This is a genomic window from Micromonospora sp. NPDC051543 (assembly GCF_044454415.1).
GTDB lineage: Bacteria > Actinomycetota > Actinomycetes > Mycobacteriales > Micromonosporaceae > Micromonospora.
In genome coordinates this window covers 248,755-270,299 of record NZ_JBITDT010000009.1, presented here as the reverse complement: position 1 = coordinate 270,299, position 21,545 = coordinate 248,755, and the positions used below count along the sequence as shown (strand labels likewise).

The window sequence follows — 21,545 nt, the reverse complement described above, 5'->3', positions numbered from 1 at the left end:
GGGAGCGGTCGTGAAGATTGCTGGACGAGACGCGGACCACGACCCTCGGCGCGGACGGTGGAGCCGCCGAGATCACCTCGGTAGGGTAGGTGCCGGTCGGCTCCGACCACCTAGATCCACACCGCCGGGGGGCGCCACGCATGGCTGATTCGTTCGCGCATCTGCACGTGCACACCGAGTACTCGATGCTCGACGGAGCGGCCCGGTTGAAGGACCTGTTCGCCGAGGCCAACCGGCTGGGCATGCCGGCGGTGGCGATCACCGACCACGGCAACATGCACGGCGCGAACGACTTCTACAACCAGGCGATGGCCGCCGGGATCACCCCGATCCTGGGCGTCGAGGCGTACGTGGCGCCGGAGTCGCGCTACCACAAGGCGCGGGTCAAGTGGGGTCGGCCGGAGCAGAAGAGCGACGACGTGTCGGGTAACGGCGCGATCACCCACAAGACCATGTGGGCGAAGAACGCGCAGGGTCTGAAGAACCTGTTCACCCTCAACTCGCGCGCCTCCATGGAGGGGCACTACGTCAAGTGGCCCCGGATGGACATGGAGCTGATCGCCGAGCACGCCGAGGGGATCATGGCCACGACGGGCTGCCCGTCCGGCGCGGTGCAGACCCGGCTGCGGCTGGGGCAGTTCGACGAGGCGCTCAAGGTCGCCGCGAGCTACCAGGACATCTTCGGCAAGGAGAACTACTTCCTGGAGATCATGGATCACGGCCTCTCCATCGAGAGCCGGGTCCGCGAGGGGCTCACCGAGATCGCCCGCAAGCTGGACATCCCGCCGGTGGTCACCAACGACTCGCACTACACGCACGAGGCGCAGGCCACCGCGCACGACGTGTTGCTGTGCGTGCAGACCGGCAGCAACATCGACGACCCCAACCGGTTCCGGTTCGAGGGCGGCGGCTACTTCGTCAAGAGCGCCGACCAGATGCGCGCGGTCGACTCGTCCGAGCTGTGGCAGCAGGGCTGCCGCAACACCCTGCTGGTCGCCGAGAAGGTCGACCCGAAGGGCATGTTCGAGTTCCACAACCTGATGCCACGCTTCCCGGTGCCCGAGGGCGAGACCGAGGAGTCCTGGTTCCGCAAGGAGACCTTCGCCGGCCTGGCCCGCCGCTACCCGAACGGCATCCCGGAGGGGCACGTCGTCCAGGCCGAGTACGAGCTGGGCGTCATCAACCAGATGGGCTTCCCGTCGTACTTCCTCGTGGTCGCCGACTTCATCCAGTGGGCCAAGAACCAGGGCATCGCGGTGGGCCCGGGCCGTGGTTCGGCGGCCGGCTCGCTCGTCGCGTACGCGTTGGGCATCACCGACCTGGACCCGATCCCGCACGGTCTGATCTTCGAGCGGTTCCTCAACCCCGAGCGTGTCTCGATGCCGGATGTCGACATCGACTTCGACGAGCGTCGGCGCGGCGAGGTGATCAAGTACGTCACCGACAAGTGGGGTGAGGACAAGGTCGCCCAGATCGCCACCTTCGGCACGATCAAGGCGAAGGCCGCGATCAAGGACTCGGCGCGGGTGCTCGGCTTCCCGTACGCGGTCGGTGACCGGATCACCAAGGCGATGCCGCCGGCCGTGATGGGCAAGGACATCCCGCTCACCGGCATCTTCGACCCGAAGCACCCCCGGTACGCCGAGGCGGGCGAGATCCGGGGCCTGTACGACTCCGACCCGGACGTGCGCAAGGTGATCGACACGGCCAAGGGCATCGAGGGGCTGATCCGGCAGACCGGTGTGCACGCCGCCGGTGTCATCATGTCGGCCGAGCCGATCATCGAGCACATCCCGCTGATGCGTCGCGACGCGGACGGGGCGATCATCACGCAGTTCGACTACCCGACCTGCGAGTCGCTCGGGCTGCTGAAGATGGACTTCCTCGGCCTGCGCAACCTGACGATCATCGACGACGCCGTCAAGAACATCGAGCTGAACCACAACCTCAAGCTCGACCTGTTGGCCCTGCCGCTGGACGACCCGGCCGCGTACGAGCTGCTGGCCCGCGGTGACACCCTCGGCGTGTTCCAGCTCGACGGTGGGCCGATGCGCTCGCTGCTGCGGCTGATGAAGCCGGACAACTTCGAGGACATCTCCGCCGTCCTGGCGCTCTACCGGCCCGGTCCGATGGGCGTCGACTCGCACACCAACTACGCGCTACGCAAGAACAACCTCCAGGAGATCACGCCGATCCACCCGGAGCTGGAGGAGCCGCTGCGGGAGATCCTGGCGCCCACGCACGGTCTGATCGTCTACCAGGAGCAGGTGCAGCGCGCCGCGCAGATCCTCGCCGGCTACACGCTCGGCCAGGCGGACCTGCTGCGCCGGGCGATGGGTAAGAAGAAGAAGGAGATCCTCGACAAGGAGTTCATCCCGTTCCGGGACGGCTGCCGCGAGCGCGGCTACTCCGACGAGGCGATCCAGGCCGTGTGGGACGTCCTGGTGCCGTTCGCCGGGTACGCCTTCAACAAGGCGCACTCCGCCGCGTACGGCCTGGTCTCCTACTGGACGGCGTACCTGAAGGCGCACTACCCGGCCGAGTACATGGCCGGGCTGCTCACGTCGGTCGGTGACGACAAGGACAAGATGGCGCTGTACCTGTCCGAGTGCCGCCGGATGCGCATCCAGGTGCTGCCGCCGGACGTGAACACCTCGGCGGGCCCGTTCACCCCGGTCGGCAAGGACATCCGCTTCGGCCTGGCGGCGGTCCGCAACGTGGGCGCGAACGTGGTCGCCTCGATCATGCGGTGCCGCGAGGAGAAGGGCGAGTACGCCGAGTTCTACGACTTCCTGTCCAAGGTGGACGCGGTGGTCTGCAACAAGAAGACCATCGAATCGCTGATCAAGGCGGGCGCGTTCGACTCCATGGAGCACCCCCGCAAGGGGCTGCTCGCGGTGCACGCCGACGCGATCGACGCGTACGCCGACGTCAAGCGCAAGGAGGCCGTCGGCCAGTACGACCTGTTCGGCGCCGGCTTCGGCGACGCGGACACCGGCAGCACGACGGTGATGCCGGTGATCGGCGACAGCGAGTGGGAGAAGCGCGACAAGCTGGCCTTCGAGCGCGAGATGCTCGGCCTGTACGTCTCCGACCACCCGCTGTTCGGCCTGGAACACATCCTGGGCGCGGCCGCCGACACCACCATCGCGTCCCTGGCCGAGGACGGCGCGGTGCCCGACGGGGCGGTCGTCACCCTCGCCGGCATCCTCTCCGGCGTTCAACGGCGGGTCACCAAGCAGGGCCGGGCCTGGGCCTCGGCCACCCTGGAGGACCTGGCCGGCGGCGTGGAGACGTTGTTCTTCCCGAACACCTACGAGGTGATCGGCCAGTACATCGCCGAGGACGCCATCGTGGTGGTCAAGGGCCGGGTGGACCGCCGCGACGACACCCCGCGCATCATGGCGATGGACATGTCCATGCCGGACGTGAGCACCAGCGCCACCAACAAGCCGGTCACCCTCACCATCCCGGTGCACCGGTGCACCCCGCCGCTTGTGGAACGGCTCAAGGAGACCCTGGTGCTGCACCCCGGCGACACCGAGGTGCACGTGAAGCTGCTCAACGGCGGCCGTACCACCACCCTGCGGCTGGGACCGTTCCGGGTGGCGGCGACGACCGCGCTGATGGGTGACCTCAAGAGCGTCCTCGGCCCAGCGAACGTGAGCTGACCCGCCCTCGGTCCGGCCGGCACGCGCCGGCCGGGCCGTCGGGCTCAGCCCTGGTCGGGGGCGGCGATCTCGCGTAGCTGGCCGTCGGTCAAGCGCAGCCACCGCTGCACGCCGATCTCGGCCAGGAACCGTTCGTCGTGGCTCACCACCACGAACGCCCCCTGGTACGCGGACAGCGCGCTCTCCAACTGGGCGACGCTGACCAGGTCCAGGTTGTTCGTCGGCTCGTCGAGCAGCAGCAGTTGCGGCGCCGGCTCCGCGCACAGCACACAGGCCAGGGTGGCGCGCAGCCGTTCCCCGCCGGAGAGCACCCCGACGGGCAGGTTCACCCGGGCGCCCCGGAACAGGAACCGGGCCAGCAGGTTCATCCGCTTGGCGTCCGGCAGGCTCGGCGCGTACGCGGCGAAGTTCTCCGCCACCGTCCGGTCGGGATCCAGCAGGTCGAGCCGCTGCGACAGGTACGCGATCCGCCCGTCGGCCCGGCGGATCTCGCCGCCGGCCGGTTCGAGGTCGCCGTTGACGAGGCGCAGCAGCGTCGACTTGCCGACGCCGTTCGCCCCGGTGAGCGCGATCCGCTCCGGCCCCCGGATCACCAGGTCGGCGCCGTCGCCGCCGAACAGGTCCCGGTCGTCGAACCGGGCCCGCATCCCCTGGCCGGAGAAGACCGTCCGTCCGGACGGGACTGTGGTGTCGGACAGGTCGACGGTGATCGTGTCCTCGTCGCGGACCGCGCGACCGGCCTCGTCGAGTCGGGCCTTGGCCGAGCCGAGCCGGGCGGAGTGGGTTTCCTGCGACTTGCCCGCCGACTCCTGCGCGCTGCGCTTCAGCCCACCGGCGACGATCCGTGCCAGCCCGGCGTTCTTCAGGTTCTTCGAGGCGTTGCTGGCCCGCCGGTCGGCCCGTTCCCGGGCCTGCTGCATCTCCCGCTTCTCCCGCTTGACCTCCTGCTCGGCGTTGCGCAGGTTGCTCTCGGCCACCTCGCGTGCCGCCCGTACCGCCTCCGTGTACGCGGTGAAGTTGCCCCCGTACCAGTTGATCTCGCCTCGTTCGAGGTCGGCGATGCGGTCCATCCGGTCCAGCAGCTCCCGGTCGTGGCTGACCAGCAGCAGACACCCGGACCAGTCGGTGAGCACGTCGTAGAGCTTGTGCCGGGCCGCCAGGTCCAGGTTGTTGGTCGGCTCGTCGAGCAGCAGGACGTCCGGACGGCGCAGCAGCTGCGCCGCCAGCCCGAGGGAGACCACCTGGCCGCCGCTGAGCGTGCGCAGCGGCCGGTCGAGCGCCAGGTCGCCCAGACCGAGGCGATCCAGCTCGGAGCGGGTGCGCTCCTCGATGTCCCAGTCGTCGCCGATGGTGGCGAAGTGCGTCTCGCTGGCGTCCCCGGCCTCGATGGCGTGCAGCGCCGCGATGCGTTCGGCGACGCCGAGCACCTGCGCCACGGCCAGGTTCCCGGCGAGCGGCAGGGTCTGCGGCAGGTACCCGAGCAGACCGTCGACGGTGACGCTGCCGCCGCTGGGCCGCAGCTCTCCGGCGATCAGCCGTAGCAGGGTGCTCTTGCCGGCGCCGTTGGGCGCGACCAGGCCGGTGCGACCGCCGGGCACGCTGAAGGACAGATCAGAGAAGACCGGGGTGTCGTCCGGCCAGGAGAAGGACAGGTTGGAGCAGACGATGAAAGCGTCAGACATGGTGCGTGACCTCAAGGGTGGGCTGGGCGTGCGTAAGCCGCCCGACGACGAACCGGGACCGGTGGAGCGACGAATGGCCACCTCGGCCGCGCACACGCGCGCCGAACCGATGGCCGAACATGTCCGGTCTCACCCGGAGATGTCGTCGTCACCCGCCATGTCTGGTCTCCCTGCTCGTACCGCTGACCCAACGGCCCGAGTCTAACAACGGATCACCGCCGCGCCACGGAGTTCCCGCCCACGCCCGTGGGGTGAAGTCAGGTAACGTCGAAGAGGCGCAGCCCGTCATACTCGGCGAAGTCGGCGTAAACCTTGCCGTTGAACGTCGCCAGCGGCAGCCGGTCGACGAGGCAACACGCCGCGATCCACGAGTCGTTGGTCGGCCGTGGCCGCCCACGGTGCTGAGCCCTCGCCTGGAGATGCCCCCAGGTCACCGCGACCGCCTCGTCGAACGGAAGCAGGACGATCCCTGACCGCCATTCGGCGAGATCAGCCAGCTTGCGCGGCCCCCAACTCCGCAGCGCCGTCCATTTGGTCAGCTCTCCGAGCGTCACGAAAGTGATGCACAGGGTCTTACCGGCCAATCGTGCCCGGAGGCGGTCAGGCAGCCGCCCTCGGAGAATTGCTGATGCCACATCGGTGTCGAGGACGACGAGGCTCACGCGGCACCGGCCCGCCGAGAGGTGTACAGGTCGGTGAGAAATTCGTCCAACTCGTCGTCCGACTCGAAAAGATCGGGGCGCGCCAGGTCGTCGACGGAGGTGACGGGCCGAATGCCCTGACGGCGGGCCAACTCCTCGGCCGGCACGTGCTCAGCCTCCGGCCATTGTGGCATCCGTTCGGCGTTACTCGACGTCACGGGCACACCTCCTGGATATCGGCCTGTCGTCGATTCTTCCACCTATCCCATCGGTGGACCGCATTTCAGGGCTGGTGTCGTCGGCTCAGCGGGGGCGGTACTCGACCTCGGGGCGGCCGGGGGTGCCGTAGCGCGGGTGGCGGACGGCGCTGTCGATCGTCACCAGGTACTCCAGGTAGCGGCGGGCGGTCACCCGGGAGATGCCGGTCGCCGCGCTCACCTCGGTCGCGGAGAGCCCCGTTCCGGGAGTGGAGCCGTCGGCCAGCGCGGCGCGTACCCGGGTGAGGGTCTGCGCGTCGAGCCCCTTGGGCAGGCTGTGCCCGGTCGCGCCGCGCAGCGTGGCGAACATCCGGTCCACGTCGTGCTGGGCGGCCACCTCGCCGTCGGCGAGCGCCTGTGCCCGGTAGTCCGCGTAGCGGTCCAGCTTGTCGCGGAACGCCGCGAACGTGAACGGCTTGAGCAGGTAGTGCGTCACCCCGAGGGAGACCGCGGTCCGCACCACCGCGAGGTCCCGCGCGGACGTCACCGCGAGGACGTCGACGCTGCTGCCGGCCGCGCGCAGCGCCCGGCAGACGTCCAGGCCGTGCAGGTCGGGCAGCCGAAAATCCAGGAGTACGAGGTCCACGTCGCCGCCGTCGTTGGCGCGCAGGGCCGCCATCGCCGCCCGTGCCGTGTGTGCCACCCCGACCACCGCGAAACCGGGCACCCGCTCGGTGTACGCGGCGTGCGCCTCGGCCAGCAGCGGCTCGTCCTCGACCACGAGCACCCGGATGTCGTTCACGGCCGTGTCCCTGGGAGCCGGACGGTGAACAGGCTGCCGCCGGCGTCCGAGCGGGTCACCTCGGCGCTTCCGCCGTGACGGCGGACCACCTGCCCGATCAGCGCCAGCCCGAGCCCCCGCCCGGTGCTCTTGGTGGACCAGCCGCGCCGGAAGGCGTCCGCCACCCGCTCCTTCGCCAGCCCGGGTCCGCTGTCGGCGACCCGAACCACCAGTTCGTCGTCGATGGTGCCGACGAAGACCCGCACGGTGCGCGGCGGGGGCGTACCGGCGACGGCCTCCAGGGCGTTGTCGACGAGGTTGCCGACGACGGTGAGCAGGTCGTTGGTCGGCAGCGGGCTGTCGTCGAGGCGGCAGTCCGGCTCGATCACCAGGTCCACGCCGCGCTCGCCGGCCTGCGCAGACTTGCCGAGCAGCAGCGCGGCGAGCGCCGGTTCGGTCACCGCGTCGACCACCCGGTCGGTCAGTTGCTGGGCGAGGGCCAGGTCCCGGGTGCCGAGTCGGACGGCCTCGTCGGCGCGGCCCAGCTCCACCAGCGTGAGGACGGTGTGCAGCCGGTTGGCCGACTCGTGCGTCTGCGCCTGCAACGCCTGGGTGAGCGCACGCACCGAGTCCAGCTCGCTGGCCAGGGTCCGTAGCTCGGTCTGGTCGCGCAGGGTCAGCACGGTGCCGAGCGCCGCCCCCTCGAAGCGGGCGGTCCGCTGGTTGGCCACCAGCACCCGGTCACCGGCCAGCAGGGGCTCGTCGAGGGCGTCGCGGCCGGCCGCGAGCAGCTCGGCCACCGCCGGTGGCAGGTCGATGTCGGCCACCGGCTGGTCGGTGACCGGCTCGTCGGCGTCGAGGCCCAGCAGTCGCCGGCCCTCGTCGTTGATCAAGGCCACCCGCCGGTCGGTGGTCAGCACCACGAGCCCCTCGCGCACCGAGTGCAGGACCGCGTCGTAGTACTCGTACATCCGGGTCATCTGTGTCGGTCCCAGGCCGTGGGTCTGGCGGCGCAGCCGGCGGCTGAGCAGCCAGGAACCGGTCGCGGCGAGCGCGAGGGCCGGTGCCGCGACACCGAGCAGCACGGGGAGTTGGCCCAGGAGCTTCCGGTTGATCGCGCGGGTGGTGATGCCCACCGAGACCAGGCCGACGATGCGCCGCTGCTGGTCGTACACCGGAACGACCGCGCGCACCGACTCGCCGAGCGTCCCGACGTTGGTGGTGGTGAACGCGTGGCCCGCCAGGGCGGGCCCGATCTCGCCGACGAACGGCTTGCCGATCTCCTGCGGCGTGGGATGGGAGAAGCGCGTGCGGTCGGGGGCCATCACGACCACGAAGTCGGTGCCCGTGCCCTTGCGCGTCGACTCGGCGTACGGCTGGAGGGTGCGGGCGGGATCGGCGGTCGTGAGGGCGGCGCGGACGTCGGGCGAGTTGGCCACGGTCTGCGCCACCGCGAGCACCTCCTCCTGAGCGGCCTGACGGGAGTCGGCGCGGGCCAGCCAGACGGCGCCCGCCGCGCCGGCCAGCACGAGCAACGTCACCACCACCGCCTGGAGGGCGAAGAGTTGCCCCGCGATGCTCCACTGCCGTCGGGCCACCTCGGGCACCTCCTCGGACTTCTCCCGGTCAGCGGTGAACAGAATGACCGCAAGGCTGTCAACGGGTGAGACGCGCTTCACATTGTCGACATGGACACCACCGCATCCACCACCACGGCGGAACCGTCGGTCCGCCGGGACCGTACCCGTTACCTGTACCTGGCCGTCATCGTGGCCGTGCTCGCCGGCATCGTGGTCGGCCTGGTCGCCCCCGATTTCGGCAAGGAACTCAAGCCCATCGGCACGGGCTTCGTCAACCTCATCAAGATGATGATCAGCCCGGTCATCTTCTGCACCATCGTGCTCGGCGTCGGCTCGGTCCGGCAGGCCGCGAAGGTCGGCAAGGTCGGCGGCCTGGCCCTCGGCTACTTCCTGACCATGTCGACCGTGGCGCTCGCCATCGGCCTGGTCGTCGGCAACCTCATCCACCCCGGCTCCGGCCTCAACCTGGGCCAGGACCTCGCGGGGGCCGGCAAGGCCGCCGCCGGAGACGAGGCCGGCGGTACGACGGAGTTCCTCCTCGGGATCATTCCGACGACGCTGCTCTCCGCGCTCACCGAGGGCGAGGTGCTCCAGACGCTGCTGGTCGCGCTGCTCGTCGGGTTCGCCGTCCAGGCGCTGGGCCGACGCGGTGAGCCCGTCCTCGGCGCGATCGCCGTCATCCAACGGGTCGTCTTCAAGGTCCTCGCGATGATCATGTGGTTGGCGCCGGTCGGCGCGTTCGGCGCGATGGCCGCCGTGGTCGGCGCTACCGGCGTCGACGCCCTCAAGAGCCTCGCCCAGATCATGGTCGGCTTCTACGCCACCTGCCTGATCTTCGTGCTCGTGATCCTGGGCGCGCTGCTCTGGTTCATCGCCCGGATCTCGATCTTCTCGCTGCTGCGCTACCTGGGCCGGGAGTTCCTGCTGATCCTGTCGACGTCGTCGTCGGAGTCGGCGCTGCCCCGGCTGATCGCCAAGATGGAGCACTTCGGCGTCAGCAAGCCGGTCGTCGGCATCACCGTGCCGACCGGGTACTCCTTCAACCTCGACGGCACGGCCATCTACCTCACCATGGCGTCGCTGTTCATCGCCGACGCGCTGGGCAAGCCCCTCGCGGTCGGGGAGCAGATCTCGCTGCTGCTGTTCATGGTGATCGCGTCCAAGGGCGCCGCCGGTGTCACCGGCGCCGGGCTGGCCACGCTGGCCGGTGGCCTCCAGTCGCACCGCCCGGACCTCGTCGACGGGGTCGGCCTGATCGTCGGCATCGACCGTTTCATGTCCGAGGCGCGGGCGCTGACCAACTTCGCCGGCAACGCGGTGGCGACCGTGCTGGTGGGCACCTGGACCGGTGAGTTCGATCGGGAGCGGGCGGCCGAGGTCCTCCGCGGCGACGACCCGTTCGACGAGGCGACAATGCTCGACGACCACGACGACGAGGAGTCCGAGCCGCGGCGGTCCGACGACGACGAGGCGATTACCGCAGGTGTGAGAGCCTGATCCGGAGCTTGGAAGCCCTCTGCGGTCGCCTGCTCATCGCTGACGAGGTCGTGTCCGCGTTGCGTGGCGGGTGGCGCGACCGCAGGGGGTTCCACCGAAGCCGACCACTATCGGGAAGGCCGGTCCGGGAGCGCGAACGGATCCGCCAGGCCGAGCATCCGGTGTAGGTGAGTGACCTGCTCACGCGCGGGCGCGACCGGTTCGCTGGGCACACCGCGCTGAACAGCGCGCAGCAGTCCTGCTGCGAGCGTTGGCCCATCATCCTCGCGCGCTGCCACCGTGATGACAATCCGTTCGCTCTCCGTCGGGTTGCTCACGAGGTCGTCCATGGTGAGGCGTCCGAAGATCTTCCTCAGGTTCGCCGCGGAGAAACCCGGAGCATCGTCAGCCAGTTGCCGGATGAGCAGGCTCCGCTGCCGTGGCAGAGGCGTGAGGGCGAAGGCCCAGGTGTACTGGTCGGCCCGCGTGTCGCGCCGTTGCGGATCCGCTGGCGACAGCAGTAGTTGCAGAAAGAGCGCCGCCTCGGACACCAGGAACGGCTCACCGTCGATCTCATGCAGACCGGGAACGCCAGCTTCTTGCCAGTACGGCATCAGGTCGTAGAGGCACTCCCGAACGTCGTGTCCGGTCTGCACGAACGCCGACCGACGCAGGGACCGCCCGATGCGGCTGTCCGCCGCGACGAACACGTCCGGCGCCATGGCAGATACCCGACCATCAAGCGGCTGGGTGCCCGGACGGGCATCCGGTGGCCAGGGCAGCGACTCGTAGACGCTGATATCGGCGCCGTCCTCGGGGCGTACCTCCAGACGGGTGGGAGACACATCAAGCCGCCATGCCACGCGAAGTGTCTGCCACATCCGCTTGCGGTCCTCGGCGTCGAGTTGGCTCTGCCACAGCAGCGCCAGCCGTCGCCAGCTGTCGACGACCGGCTCCCCGACCAACTCGACCGCGTCCACGGGGCCGTCCGACACCAACAGCACGAAGCAGGCCAGGTTAGCCGAGAACGCCGCCTGCCGTACGGCGGCCGGTGTCCGCCGAGGTTCGTATTCGCCTCTCGTCCAGGTGGGGTGCGGATATCCGACGTCAGGCAGGAGCTCCAGAGCCAGCTCGCGGCACATCCCACGCTGCCGTGGGTCCATTCGCGCGAACATTCCCCGGCAGAATTCCCACAACGGAGTTCGCCGGGTGATAGTGACGAATGATGTCGCCCCGTACAAGGGGCCGGGATCGATCACACCCTGACGCCGTCGTTGGTGGACGCGTTCTTCGGCGAGATCGACAAGGGCGGAGACAATCTGTCGGGCGGCCAGAAAATCGCCGAAGGTGGCGTGCAGGAATTCGAAGCTGCGTTCCGGTCCGCTGGTGTCCCGGGTCGCTCGCGACTCGTGGATGAAGAAGAACCGACCGACCATCAGCTGGCTCATGGTGAGCGCCCGGTCGGCAGACTCGGCCGACGGCGAGCGGAGGTCTTCATTCCACAGCAGGTGCGGGATGTCAGCATCCAGCTCGGCCTCCAGGATCACATCACCGCCCCGGTTCAGGATGGCGATGGCGACCGCCATCAGACGGCGCCACTCCGCAGCGATCTCGTGAGCGCGTTGGTCGTCGGTGTAGCCGCGCTCCTGTTTGTCGACCTCGCGTTCGACGAAATCAGCGAAGAGTCGTTCGTAGAGTTCCACGCGGCGCATGTCGCCCTCGGCGTTCTGCAAGCCGTTGTCACCTGCGTCATAGAGCGCCAGCAGGAGAAGCAGCAGTGGCTGACTCGCCAACTCGCCATGTGCGAGGGCTGTTTCGGCGGACAACGGCCGCAATCCCCGGGCGGTGAGGCTGGCACCGTTGTGGTCGTTCCACACGTCGAGCCACGCCCGGATCTGCGGTTCTCCGAACGGTTCGAGTCGCAGCACCACGGAGTTGTCCGGGAACCGCGCTCGGTCGGCGACCACGGTACGGCTGGTGACGAGCACGGCGACCGGGCGGTCAAGTTCCTCCTCGCGCTGCTGAAACAGCCGGATCTGGTCGAGGTAGTCCGCGTGGTTGATCCCGGTGGCTTGCAGCAACTCGTCGAAGCCGTCCAGGACGACGACGGGCAGCGCGTCGCCCGCGCGGCGGGCGAGGTCGGGCCAAAAGACCCGTTCGCCGAGCATCTGCACGAGCGCCTCTTCGATCTGCCCCTGGATCGAGGAGTCAGCGGGAACGTTGCGTAGTTCGACTCGGATGACCAGGAAGTCGGCCGGAGGAAGCCGGGCGGCGAGAACCCTCGTCATCGCGGATTTGCCCGAGCCGGGCTGACCCAGTACGACGAGCGGGCTCTCGACGGCGTGCGGTCCGGTCAGGTGCGCCAGCAGGAAGGCATGGACGTCATCGAGGCGGGTGGCCCGTGACCACCACGTCTCGGTGGCGGGAAGATCGTAGGGCCCGGCCACCGCGACCCGGCCGTGCGGGTTGACGTAACCCTTGCCCAGGCTGGGAAGCACGACGTGGCGAGGCGCATGCGCGGAGGCCAGGATGGCTCGGTCCAATCCGGCCCGGTACCGCCGGCCGAGACCGGCCAGGACGGCGTCGACGGCGGTCGCAGCCGACACCGCGCGCAGATCGGCAAGTTGTCTGGACAGGCCGGCGACCGAGTCTCGTAGCAGCGCGCGGGTGGCCTCGGTATCGACCATGCTCGCCCAGACCCCGAACTCGGGGGCCTGCGTGATGAGTGCCCGATACGCCTGCGTGTACCGGTCGATCGCGATCCGGCGTACGTCTCCTTCGATGGCCGCGATGGTCTCGGTGACCCGATCGTCGCGTCCCTCGAATGCGTTGAGGCCGTGCAGGAAGTCCCGCAAGGCTGCTGCCGCTGATCCGAAGTAGGCGCCGAGTGCGCCGATGGTCGTCTCGAAGGGTTGGTGCGGCGCGGGCATCGGAGGCGGTGTATCGATGAGAACCCGCACCAGGTCGGCGTAGCGGTCGACGACCGCGGTTGAGGTGGTGATGGCGACCTGTTCGCCGGCGGTCAGTGCGGCATCTGCCAGGTCGACCTCTGGATGGTCGGCCAAGGCGATCTCAAGTGCCTCGTAGAAGGCGGTGACGACGATGATCGCGTGGGCGGCTACGAGACGTTGCGTGCGGTCGAAACGCCGGAGGCCGGCGATCCGCTCGTGCAGGCCGGCCATTGCCGCGTTGCCCCAGGTGATCACTTCGCGGCCCAGGGAAAGGAAGTCGGCTCCGCCGAGGCCAGCCGCGGTCAGGCCGGCGGCAATCATGCCGCTTGTCGCGCCGACTGCTCGTATCACGGGATTTTCCGGGCTGCCAAGCAGACGGGCCGCGTCGGCATAACAGAGCGGGCGAGAGCGCATGTGCCGCACGGTAGTGCAGCGACTACGGGCGGGCAACGCTGGCCTTCTCCGCTTTGGGATGTTCGAATATGTTTTGGGGCCTGGCAGGCAACCGAATTCCCATCGGTAATCGATGCCGATACCCTCGTCTCCATCCAGTCGGGAGTTGAGCTGCCACATCCTCACAAAATTGGTATTCATGACTGATTCACCGCGCCGCCGATATCTGACGTGCCTAATGCTCCCCAACAGTTGATCGCCGATCATTACCGACTGGTCCGTCCCCCCGGGTAAAGCGGGATGGTGCTCGGCTCGCCGGCATTCCTCGTGCCTGAGCGAGCCGCCGACGGGACCTATCCCGACATGGACTCGGAATCGAAGGTCGCCTTGCCTCGGTGGCGCAGCGGTATCGGCCGGCGGACCAGCTAACCCCAGTGCGCCCGGAAACCCCTCGTCGCGCGGAGGCGGCGTGGAGAATGGGATGCCGGGGAGGGGCGCCGCGACGACTCGGGGGAGTTAGGCGTGCGCGGACCGAGCCTCGTGGGCCGGCTTCGTCGCCGTGACCCGAACGGCGCCGTCCTGCGACGCGCGGCCCGGCTGACCCTCGTCGCGTCCGTTCTCTTCTACGCCTGCCGCTACGGCGTGGGCAGCCCACTGCTCGCCACGTACGCGCTGTTCGGCACGATCGCCGCCGGGGCGTTCGCGCAACTGCCCGGCCCGGCGTCACAACGGGCGCGGATCCTCGTCACGTCACTGCCGGCGGTCTGGGCGCTGATCGCCGCCGGCACGCTGCTGGCGTGGAGCACCTGGGCGGCGGCCGGCGGGATGCTGGTCATCGGGTTCGTCGTGACGTTCGGCGGCGTCGGCAGCCCGCGCCTCGTGGGTCTGGCCAGCGCGTTCCAACTCTTCTACATCCTGGCGTCGTTCCCGCCGTACCAGCCCGGCAGCCTGCCGCAGCGCCTCGGCGGGGTCACCCTCGCGATCGTGCTGCTCGCCGCGGCCGAGGTGGTGCTCTGGCCCGACCCGGTGCCCGTCTCCTACCGGCAACTGCTCGCCCGAGCGGCGGACAGTGTCGCGGCCTTCGTCGACGCCACCGCCGACGTGCTGACCGCCCCCGGCCACGGGGCTCCGGACGGGCGGCGCGAGCGGGCGTACGACCTGGTGGCCGTGCTCGGCTTGGCCCGCAACCCCCGGGAGTCGTCACCCACGGCGGCCGGGGCCCAGGACCGGGCGCTGCGGATCGCCGCGGCGGCGCTGCGGGAGGTGCTGGCCACGGCGGACCGGCTCGCGACGGACGCCCCGTCGACGCCGATCCCGGACCTGGCGGCGGCGCGGCTGCTGCGCCCGTGCGCCGACGCGACCCGGGCCGCCAGCCGCAGCCTGCTCTCCGACGCGCCCCAGGTGGACCTGCGGGACCTGGACGTCGCGATCGGTACGGCGGAGGCGTCGGTGGGATCGGGCCCGGCGGACGTACCCCGGATGTGCCGGGACGCGACCGCGCTGGCCCTCGCCGACCAGGTCCGGATCTTCGCCGTCGGCACCCGGATCGCCGCCGGGGCGCGCGCCGCCGACGTCGACGCCTACCCCCGGCTCTTCGAGTACGCGCGACACAGCGCGTGGACGCTGTACTGGCGACAGTTCCGCGCCCACCTGGCACCCCGCTCCGCGCACCTGCACAGCGCGCTGCGACTGGCGGTGGCGCTGGCGGTCGCCCGGGTGGCGGCCGGGGTGCTGCACCTCAACCACGGCTTCTGGGTGCTCCTGGCGACCCTCACCGTCCTGCGCACCTCGGCCGCCGACACCCGCACCGCGCTACGACCCGCAGTGCTCGGCACCATCGCGGGCGTGGTCGCGAGCGGCCTGCTGGTGCTCGTCGTGCAGGAGCCGGTCGTGTACGCCGTCGTACTGCCGGTCTCGTTGCTGCTGGCGTTCGGTGTCGGTCGCCTGCTCGGCCCGGTGTGGCAGCAGGCGCTGTTCACCCTGCTGCTGACCGTCGTGTTCACCCAGCTCAGCCCCGAGGGGTGGCGGCTGGCCGAGGCGCGGCTGGTCGACGTCGGGCTCGGCGCGGTGATCGGCGTGCTCGCCGGTGTGGCCATGTGGCCGCGCGGTGCCGGCCACGATCTACGGCACAACGCCGCCCGCTACCTGGCGGTCAGTGGGGCGGCGGTCGAGCGGACCGTCGAGGCGGTGCTCGGCGACGGGCGGGCCCCCGAGCACGACTTCGACCGGGTCGGCCGGCGGATGATCCTGGTCGACTCGTCCTACTGCCAGTACCACTCCGAGCGCCACGACCCACGGCGCGCCCAGCTGAACTGGGACGCCGCCCTGAGCGCCGGACACCACGTGGTGCCCGGGGCCGAGTCGTTGCTGCGCCGGAACCCGCCCGGCTGCCTGGCCGGCTGGCCGGCGGCAGCGGAAATGCTGCGGGACACGGCCGGGCAGCTGCGGTCGGCGTACGACGACCTGGCCGGCGAGGTGACGCACGGTCGGGCGGCCGGGCCGATGCCCGTACCGATCGACTGCGTCGACGAGGTGGATCGGCTCGGCCCCCTGCTCGGCGACGTCGACTCCGCCGCGGTGCGGCACCTGGTGGAGGTCGACAGGTGGCTCGCCGGGCTCGCCGACAGCCTCACCCGGATCCACCCGGACTCCGACGCCACCCGACGACCCTGAGCCGGTCCGGTCAGGGGATGACGGGCAGGCCGCTGTGGTACAGGTGCTCGAACTCCCGGTGAATCCAGAGGATGCGGCCGTCCGGGCGGACGACCTTGCGCAGATCGGCGATGGTGACGTCCTGGGCGCGCAGCGCGGCGTGCAGCGTCCGGAGGGTGGCGCCCTCGGCGATGATCGGCGCCGGCGGTGCGCCCGGGGCCTGCTCCGCCAGGCCTGCGCTGTGGTCGTCGGCGGTGAGGTGGTCGGCGGCCTCCGCCGCAGCGTTCAGTGTTTCGTTGGCCAGCGAGACCTGCTCTTCCACGGCCTTCCACTGCTCGTCGCTGAACTCCAGTTTGAGCTCGGCCACGCCAACGCCGAGCAGAGGCTTCAGGAGCATGGAGGTGGCCTGCAGGAGCGGGACGGCCCGGACCCACCATTCCCGGGCGACGTCGATGGAGTAGACGCCGGCATCGCGTCGGGAGGGCTCCAGGACGTGCACGGGCTGAAGCGAGTGCTCGCAGTACAACGTCAGCCGCATCCGGATGGAGGTCCACTGCGGATTGCGTAGGGAGGACTCGACGGGAGTGAGGGTGAAGAGGCGCGGCCCGTCCGTAGCCTCGTCGTTGAGCTGCCACATCAGGGCCGTCAGCCGGGCGTTCACGCCCGCGAGGTTGGCCTTGACCGTGTCGCTGAGTTCGGTGACCCGTCGACTCAACCCGCGGACGTGCCGGTCTACCAGGGCAACGCCGTCCTGCAGCACCGCGAGCGCGTCGTGGCCGGCGTGCGACCCGCCCAGCAGCGCGTCGATGGCCGGGAAGGCGTCGCAGCTGGAGACGGGACACTGCGCCACGCTCTGCCCGTGCACGTCGCGCAGCTTGACGAGCTTGTCGACGTCGAACAGTCCCGCGCCGGGTGTGGGCAGGCCACACCCGTCACGGCAGGAGACGAGGGCGACGGTGGTCAGGCCGGGCCAGAACCGTTCGATGCAGTAGCGGATCTCGTCGGTGACCTGTCGCAGGTAGGTGACGGCATCCGGGCCACGGACCTGGACCTGGACACCGACTCCGGTACGCACCGTGAGGAGCGCGCGGGCGCCGTACCGGCTCTCCAGGACCACGCCCTGCTGCCAGTGCACGCCCTGCATCGAGTCGGGCTCCGTGTAGCGCTGGTGGTGCAGCCGGACGATGAGCCGGTACATCAGCGATTCGGGAATGACCACGGGACCCGCCGGGCCCTCCGAGATCCGGCACACCTCCAGGTACTCGCGGTCCCCGGGACGGAAGTCGACCCACGCTCCGCGCAGGCCCGGCTGGGCGGCGGGGACGAGCTGCGCGATGAGGCTCACCGGCTCGCGTGAGGCGTCCGATGAGACCTGGTACGTCAGCTCGAAGCGGCCCATGAGCGCCAGGAACAGTCGCTGCTGCTCCCTGGTGTAGCGCGTTCCGTCGGGCGCCTGCGCGGCACCCCAGAGGCGGCCGAGCATGCGGTGCGGGACGAGACCGAGGGCGTCGACGGCGTCCCGACTGTCGAGGACGGCGGCGATCGCGACGTTGAGCCAGTCCGGTTGGAGGATCACGAACGCGGCCAACGCGTCGTCGTCCGCGTAGTAGATCCACTTTCCCAGGTGGTGGGCGTTGCCGGCCAACGCCCGGGCCTGGGCGGCGGTCAGCCCCTGCGCCTCGGCCACCGTCTCGAAGTCGCGGTAGTCGATCACCTGCTGACCGTCGGCGATGACCACCTCGATCGTCCGCTGCCAGCTCGCCGGATAGTTGCGGTGCACGTGCGGGAGCGTGCCGGCGGCGACGGAGATCGCCTCCCGCAGCGCCTCCAGCCGGTCGTCCGGGACGGCGCTGTCGACCTCGTGGAAGCCGATGATCAGATCGCCGAAGCGCTGCTTGAGGTGCTGTTCGTCGATGGCGTCCGCCCGCGAGGTCGGTCCGCCGTGCGACGCGACCACGAGCACCCGGGCGTCCGGGGCCCGGTGGGCGATCATGGCGATCCAGGACTCCACCATGCCGGCCGCGACACCCGGACGTGGCTTCCAGACGACGACGTAGACGGCCGGGGCGCTGAAGAACAACTGGTGCGCCGGCTGGTAGGCCTGCTGGCCGCCGAAGTCCCACCCGTTCAGGGTGATCTCCCGGCCGGCGTGGGTCACCACCAGCGACTTGATGTCCATGCCCTGCGTCTGGTGGCGATCCCGCCAGGGCTCGCCCCGCAGCGCTCCGAGCAGGGAACTCTTTCCCGCCTCGCCGGCGCCCACGAACAGGAGCTTCGCCTCCGAGATCGGGATCCCGTCGGTGGCGACATTCCGGAGAAACGCCAGGAGAGCCTCCATGCCCTCCGCCTCGGCGGCCAGCACCTCGGGCGGGAGTGGGTTGTCGCCCACGACGAGCGTCCGGAGCTCTGCGAGCCGACCGATGGCGTCGGGTAAGGCGGTGAGCTCGTTGTCCTGCAGGTACAGGCCGGTGAGGCTGGTCCAGGCCGGGACGGCATCGGGCAAGGTGGTGAGCTGATTTCTGCCCAGGTGAAGGTCGGCGAGGGCGGTCCAGGCGGCAACGGCGTCGGGTAGGGCGGTGAGCCTGTTGTCGTACAGGTCCAGATTGACGAGGGCGGTCCAGCCCGCGACGGCGTCGGGCAGGGCGATGAGGCGATTGGTTCTCATATGCAGGTCGGCTAGGGCGGTCCAGGCGGCGACGGTGTCGGGTAGGGCGGTGAGCTGGTTGCCGTTCAGGTACAGGACCGCAAGGCGGGTCCAGGCGGCAACGGCGTCGGGTAGCGCGGTGAGCTGGTTGTTGTCCAGGTGCAGCTGAGTGAGGGCGGTCCAGCCCGCGACGGCGTCGGGCAGTGCGAAAAGCTGGTTGCCATCCAGGAACAGGATCTCAAGGCGGGTCCAGGCGGCAACGGCGTCGGGCAGCGTGGTGAGCTGGCTGTGGTCCATGTCGAGCCGTTCCAGGGCGGTCCAGCCCGCCACGGCGTCCGGCAGCTCGCCGAGTTCGTTCCGATCCATGTTGAGGTGCGTCAGGGCGGTCCAGCCCGCGACGGCGTCGGGCAGCGTGGTGAGCTGGTTGCGGTCGAGGTCGAGCTGTTCCAGGGTGGTCCACGCGGCGACGGCGTCCGGCAGCGTGGTGAGCCCGTTGTCGCTCAGGAAAAGCCGTTCCAGGGTGGTCCAGGCGGCGACGGCGTCCGGCAGCTCGCCGAGTTCGTTGTGATTCATGTTGAGGTACGTCAGGGCGGTCCAGCCCGCGACGGCGTCGGGCAGCGTGGTGAGCTGGTTGCGGTCCAGGTCGAGCTGTTCCAGGGCGCTCCACGCGGCGACGGCGTCCGGCAGCGTGGTGAGCCGGTTGTCGCTCAGGATGAGCTGTTCCAGGGCGCTCCACGCGGCGACGGCGTCGGGCAGCGTGGTGAGCCGGTTGTCGCTCAGGGTGAGCTGTTCCAGGGTGGTCCAGGCGGCGACGGCGTCCGGCAGCGTGGTGAGCTGGTTGTCGTTCAGGTCGAGCACGGTGAGAGACGTCCAGGCGGTGACGGCGTCCGGCAGGGTGTCCAGCTTGTTGTTGGCCAGATCGAGGCTGACGACCTCGGCGAAGGCCCGAGTGTCGCGCAGCAACTCGGTGACGTCTTCTGAGGTGAGATCGAGACCGCTCAGGTCGACATGCCCGGTGGTGGAGGCATCAATACGTTGCCGGGCCTCGACAAGCCTGCCGTCGTTCATGCCCCAGCAGCGTAGTCCCTCGTGCACAGTCGGTATCGCCGGTCGGGTCGGCCCCACTGCCTCGGTGCCACGACTGGAGACCACTGGCAGGCCGCCGCTTGCCGATTGGCCGTGGTTCACCGCCGGTGACCAGGCCTAACGTCGGTGGCATGGAGATCGCGCAGGCGCAGCAGTTGTGGAAGCCGGAGCCCGGCTGGTTGAACACCGCCTCGTACGGGCTGCCGCCCGAGCCGGGCTGGACGGCGTTGCAGGACTCCTTGGCCCAGTGGCGTGTCGGCAGCACCTCCTGGGAGGGCTGGGGCGAGTCGGTGCAGCGGTCCCGGACGGCGTTCGCCGGTCTGATCGGGGTGCCCGACGTCGACGTGGCCGTCGGGGCGACGGTCTCCCAGATGCTCGCGCCGGTGGCGGCGTCCCTGCCGGCCGGCGCCACCGTGGTCGTTCCGGACATCGAGTTCACCTCGAACCTGTTCCCCTGGCTGGTGCAGCAGGAGCGCGGCATCACGGTCCGCACCGTGCCGGTGGACGGGCTCGTCGACGCGATCGACGCCGATACGGACGTGGTCGCGTTCAGCCTGGTGCAGTCGTCCGACGGCGCCGTCGCCGCGTACGACGAGATCGTGGCCGCCGCCCGCGCGCAGGGCGCGCTGGTGGTGGTGGACGCGACCCAGGCGTGCGGGTGGCTGCCGTTCGACGGTAGCCGGGCCGACGTGGTGGCCGTGGGCGGCTACAAGTGGTTGATGAACCCGCGTGGCACCGCGTACGCCTATCTGGCCCCCGCCCTGCGCGAGCGGCTGCGTCCGGACGCGGCCGGCTGGTTCGCCGGTCAGGACCCGCACGCCTCCTACTACGGGCTGCCGTTGCGGCTGGCGGACGATGCCCGCCGGTTCGACATCTCGCCGGCCTGGTTCAGCTGGGTGGGCGCGGCCCCCGCCATGGACCTGGTCGCCGAGATCGGCGTGCCGGCGATCCAGGCGCACAACGTTGCGCTGGCCAACCGGTTCCTGACCGGCCTGGGCCGGCCGGCGGGGGACAGCGCCATCGTCGCCGTCGACGTGCCGGACGCGGAACAGCGCCTCGCGGCGGCTGGCATCCGGGCGGCGGTCCGCGCCGGCCGGGTCCGCGCCTCGTTCCACCTCTACTCGACCGAGGCGGACGTGGACGCGGCGCTGACGGCGCTCGTCGGCTGAGGCCGCAAGGGCCGGCCGCGCCCCGCTGCGGGGCACGGCCGGCCGGTGTTCAGGAGCAGACGCTGAAGCTCGCGTACGTGTACGCGAGGGGCTTCCACTCCAGATCAGGCCCGAGGCTCATGTCCCACTTGCCGTCGGCAAGGCGCCCGAAGTAGACGAAGTTGCTGCCGAGCCCGTCGTAGTAGAACCAGTCGTCACCCTCGTACGTGGTGAGGCGGGTTGCCGCCTTGGCGAAGGTTCTGGAGCCGACGATGCCGTCGCTCACGAGTCCCCGGTCGGTCTGCCACCGTTTGGTCGCAGCCGTCGTCGCCGGCCCGAACCGGCAGTCGACTCCGGAGGCGGCGAGGTAGCCGTCGGCCACCAGGATCTTCTGCCACATCGCGACCACGTTGTTGTACGAGCGGGTCGACGCGGAGATCGGGCCCTCGTCGCCCCAGTCGTCGGTCCAGGTTCCCGAGCCCATGACGTAGCCCTGACTGACGTTGGCCGACGCCGGCGCGGCCGGAACCGCGACGGCGCCGATCGTGGCGACGACCATCGCCGTCGCGACGGCCCTGATTCGTAGGTGCATGAGCATTCCCCTCTTGGCTGGCGGGCAGCTGTCAAAGGGGTAGATGCTCGG

The 21,545-nt window shown here is 70.1% G+C and carries 12 protein-coding genes; 4 read left to right on the top strand and 8 right to left on the bottom strand.

Going from position 1 to position 21,545, the window contains the following annotated elements; all coding sequences use genetic code 11:
- Positions 1–140: 140 nt before the first annotated feature.
- Positions 141–3,671 (top strand): DNA polymerase III subunit alpha, encoded by a 3,531-nt coding sequence (gene dnaE, locus ACIA3K_RS18595; protein ID WP_396802435.1) that lies wholly within the window; start codon positions 141–143, stop codon positions 3,669–3,671.
- A gap of 44 nt (positions 3,672–3,715) precedes the next feature.
- Here dnaE and abc-f read toward each other — a convergent pair whose 3' ends face one another.
- The 5 genes from abc-f to ACIA3K_RS18570 all read right to left on the bottom strand — a co-directional run bounded on the left by abc-f (position 3,716) and on the right by ACIA3K_RS18570 (position 8,570).
- Positions 3,716–5,353: a ribosomal protection-like ABC-F family protein gene (abc-f, locus tag ACIA3K_RS18590; protein WP_396802433.1), complete on the bottom strand. Its 1,638-nt coding sequence runs from the start codon at positions 5,351–5,353 to the stop codon at positions 3,716–3,718.
- Between the two features lie 257 nt (positions 5,354–5,610).
- Positions 5,611–6,015 carry a type II toxin-antitoxin system VapC family toxin gene (locus ACIA3K_RS18585; RefSeq protein ID WP_396802432.1) on the bottom strand — a complete coding sequence of 135 codons (405 nt, stop codon included), beginning with the start codon at positions 6,013–6,015 and terminating at the stop codon, positions 5,611–5,613.
- Positions 6,012–6,212, bottom strand: a complete 201-nt coding sequence (locus tag ACIA3K_RS18580; RefSeq protein ID WP_396802431.1) for a hypothetical protein — start codon at positions 6,210–6,212, stop codon at positions 6,012–6,014. The genes ACIA3K_RS18585 and ACIA3K_RS18580 overlap by 4 nt, the downstream gene beginning before the upstream one ends.
- A gap of 85 nt (positions 6,213–6,297) precedes the next feature.
- Complete coding sequence (locus ACIA3K_RS18575; RefSeq protein WP_396802430.1) at positions 6,298–6,993, bottom strand: response regulator; 696 nt, start codon at positions 6,991–6,993, stop codon at positions 6,298–6,300.
- Positions 6,990–8,570: an ATP-binding protein gene (locus ACIA3K_RS18570; protein ID WP_396802428.1), complete on the bottom strand. Its 1,581-nt coding sequence runs from the start codon at positions 8,568–8,570 to the stop codon at positions 6,990–6,992. The genes ACIA3K_RS18575 and ACIA3K_RS18570 overlap by 4 nt, the downstream gene beginning before the upstream one ends.
- 90 nt (positions 8,571–8,660) lie before the next feature.
- Between ACIA3K_RS18570 and ACIA3K_RS18565 the strand changes: the two genes are divergently transcribed.
- The gene (locus tag ACIA3K_RS18565) at positions 8,661–10,049 is read left to right on the top strand and encodes a cation:dicarboxylate symporter family transporter (protein WP_396802427.1); all 1,389 of its coding nucleotides are present in this window, start codon (positions 8,661–8,663) and stop codon (positions 10,047–10,049) included.
- Between the two features lie 107 nt (positions 10,050–10,156).
- Here ACIA3K_RS18565 and ACIA3K_RS18560 read toward each other — a convergent pair whose 3' ends face one another.
- Positions 10,157–13,393, bottom strand: a complete 3,237-nt coding sequence (locus ACIA3K_RS18560; RefSeq protein WP_396802426.1) for an NACHT domain-containing protein — start codon at positions 13,391–13,393, stop codon at positions 10,157–10,159.
- Positions 13,394–13,894: 501 nt separating this feature from the next.
- Between ACIA3K_RS18560 and ACIA3K_RS18555 the strand changes: the two genes are divergently transcribed.
- A complete protein-coding gene (locus ACIA3K_RS18555; protein ID WP_396802424.1) occupies positions 13,895–16,045 on the top strand; it encodes an FUSC family protein in 2,151 nt (716 codons plus the stop codon).
- Positions 16,046–16,055: 10 nt separating this feature from the next.
- Here ACIA3K_RS18555 and ACIA3K_RS18550 read toward each other — a convergent pair whose 3' ends face one another.
- Positions 16,056–19,736, bottom strand: a complete 3,681-nt coding sequence (locus ACIA3K_RS18550) for a COR domain-containing protein (protein WP_396802422.1) — start codon at positions 19,734–19,736, stop codon at positions 16,056–16,058.
- 149 nt (positions 19,737–19,885) lie between these two features.
- Between ACIA3K_RS18550 and ACIA3K_RS18545 the strand changes: the two genes are divergently transcribed.
- Positions 19,886–20,923: an aminotransferase class V-fold PLP-dependent enzyme gene (locus ACIA3K_RS18545; protein ID WP_396802421.1), complete on the top strand. Its 1,038-nt coding sequence runs from the start codon at positions 19,886–19,888 to the stop codon at positions 20,921–20,923.
- Between the two features lie 49 nt (positions 20,924–20,972).
- Here ACIA3K_RS18545 and ACIA3K_RS18540 read toward each other — a convergent pair whose 3' ends face one another.
- Complete coding sequence (locus ACIA3K_RS18540) at positions 20,973–21,494, bottom strand: peptidoglycan-binding protein (RefSeq protein WP_396802420.1); 522 nt, start codon at positions 21,492–21,494, stop codon at positions 20,973–20,975.
- Positions 21,495–21,545 lie beyond the last annotated feature (51 nt).

Excerpts from the sequence above, each read along its gene's own strand:
- abc-f (WP_396802433.1), bottom strand. The coding sequence starts at position 5,353 with ATGTCTGACGCTTTCATCGTCTGCTCCAACCTGTCCTTCTCCTGGCCG.
- ACIA3K_RS18565 (WP_396802427.1), top strand. The coding sequence starts at position 8,661 with ATGGACACCACCGCATCCACCACCACGGCGGAACCGTCGGTCCGCCGG.
- ACIA3K_RS18540 (WP_396802420.1), bottom strand. The coding sequence starts at position 21,494 with ATGCACCTACGAATCAGGGCCGTCGCGACGGCGATGGTCGTCGCCACG.
- ACIA3K_RS18560 (WP_396802426.1), bottom strand. The coding sequence starts at position 13,393 with ATGCGCTCTCGCCCGCTCTGTTATGCCGACGCGGCCCGTCTGCTTGGC.
- dnaE (WP_396802435.1), top strand. The coding sequence starts at position 141 with ATGGCTGATTCGTTCGCGCATCTGCACGTGCACACCGAGTACTCGATG.
- ACIA3K_RS18550 (WP_396802422.1), bottom strand. The coding sequence starts at position 19,736 with ATGAACGACGGCAGGCTTGTCGAGGCCCGGCAACGTATTGATGCCTCC.
- ACIA3K_RS18545 (WP_396802421.1), top strand. The coding sequence starts at position 19,886 with ATGGAGATCGCGCAGGCGCAGCAGTTGTGGAAGCCGGAGCCCGGCTGG.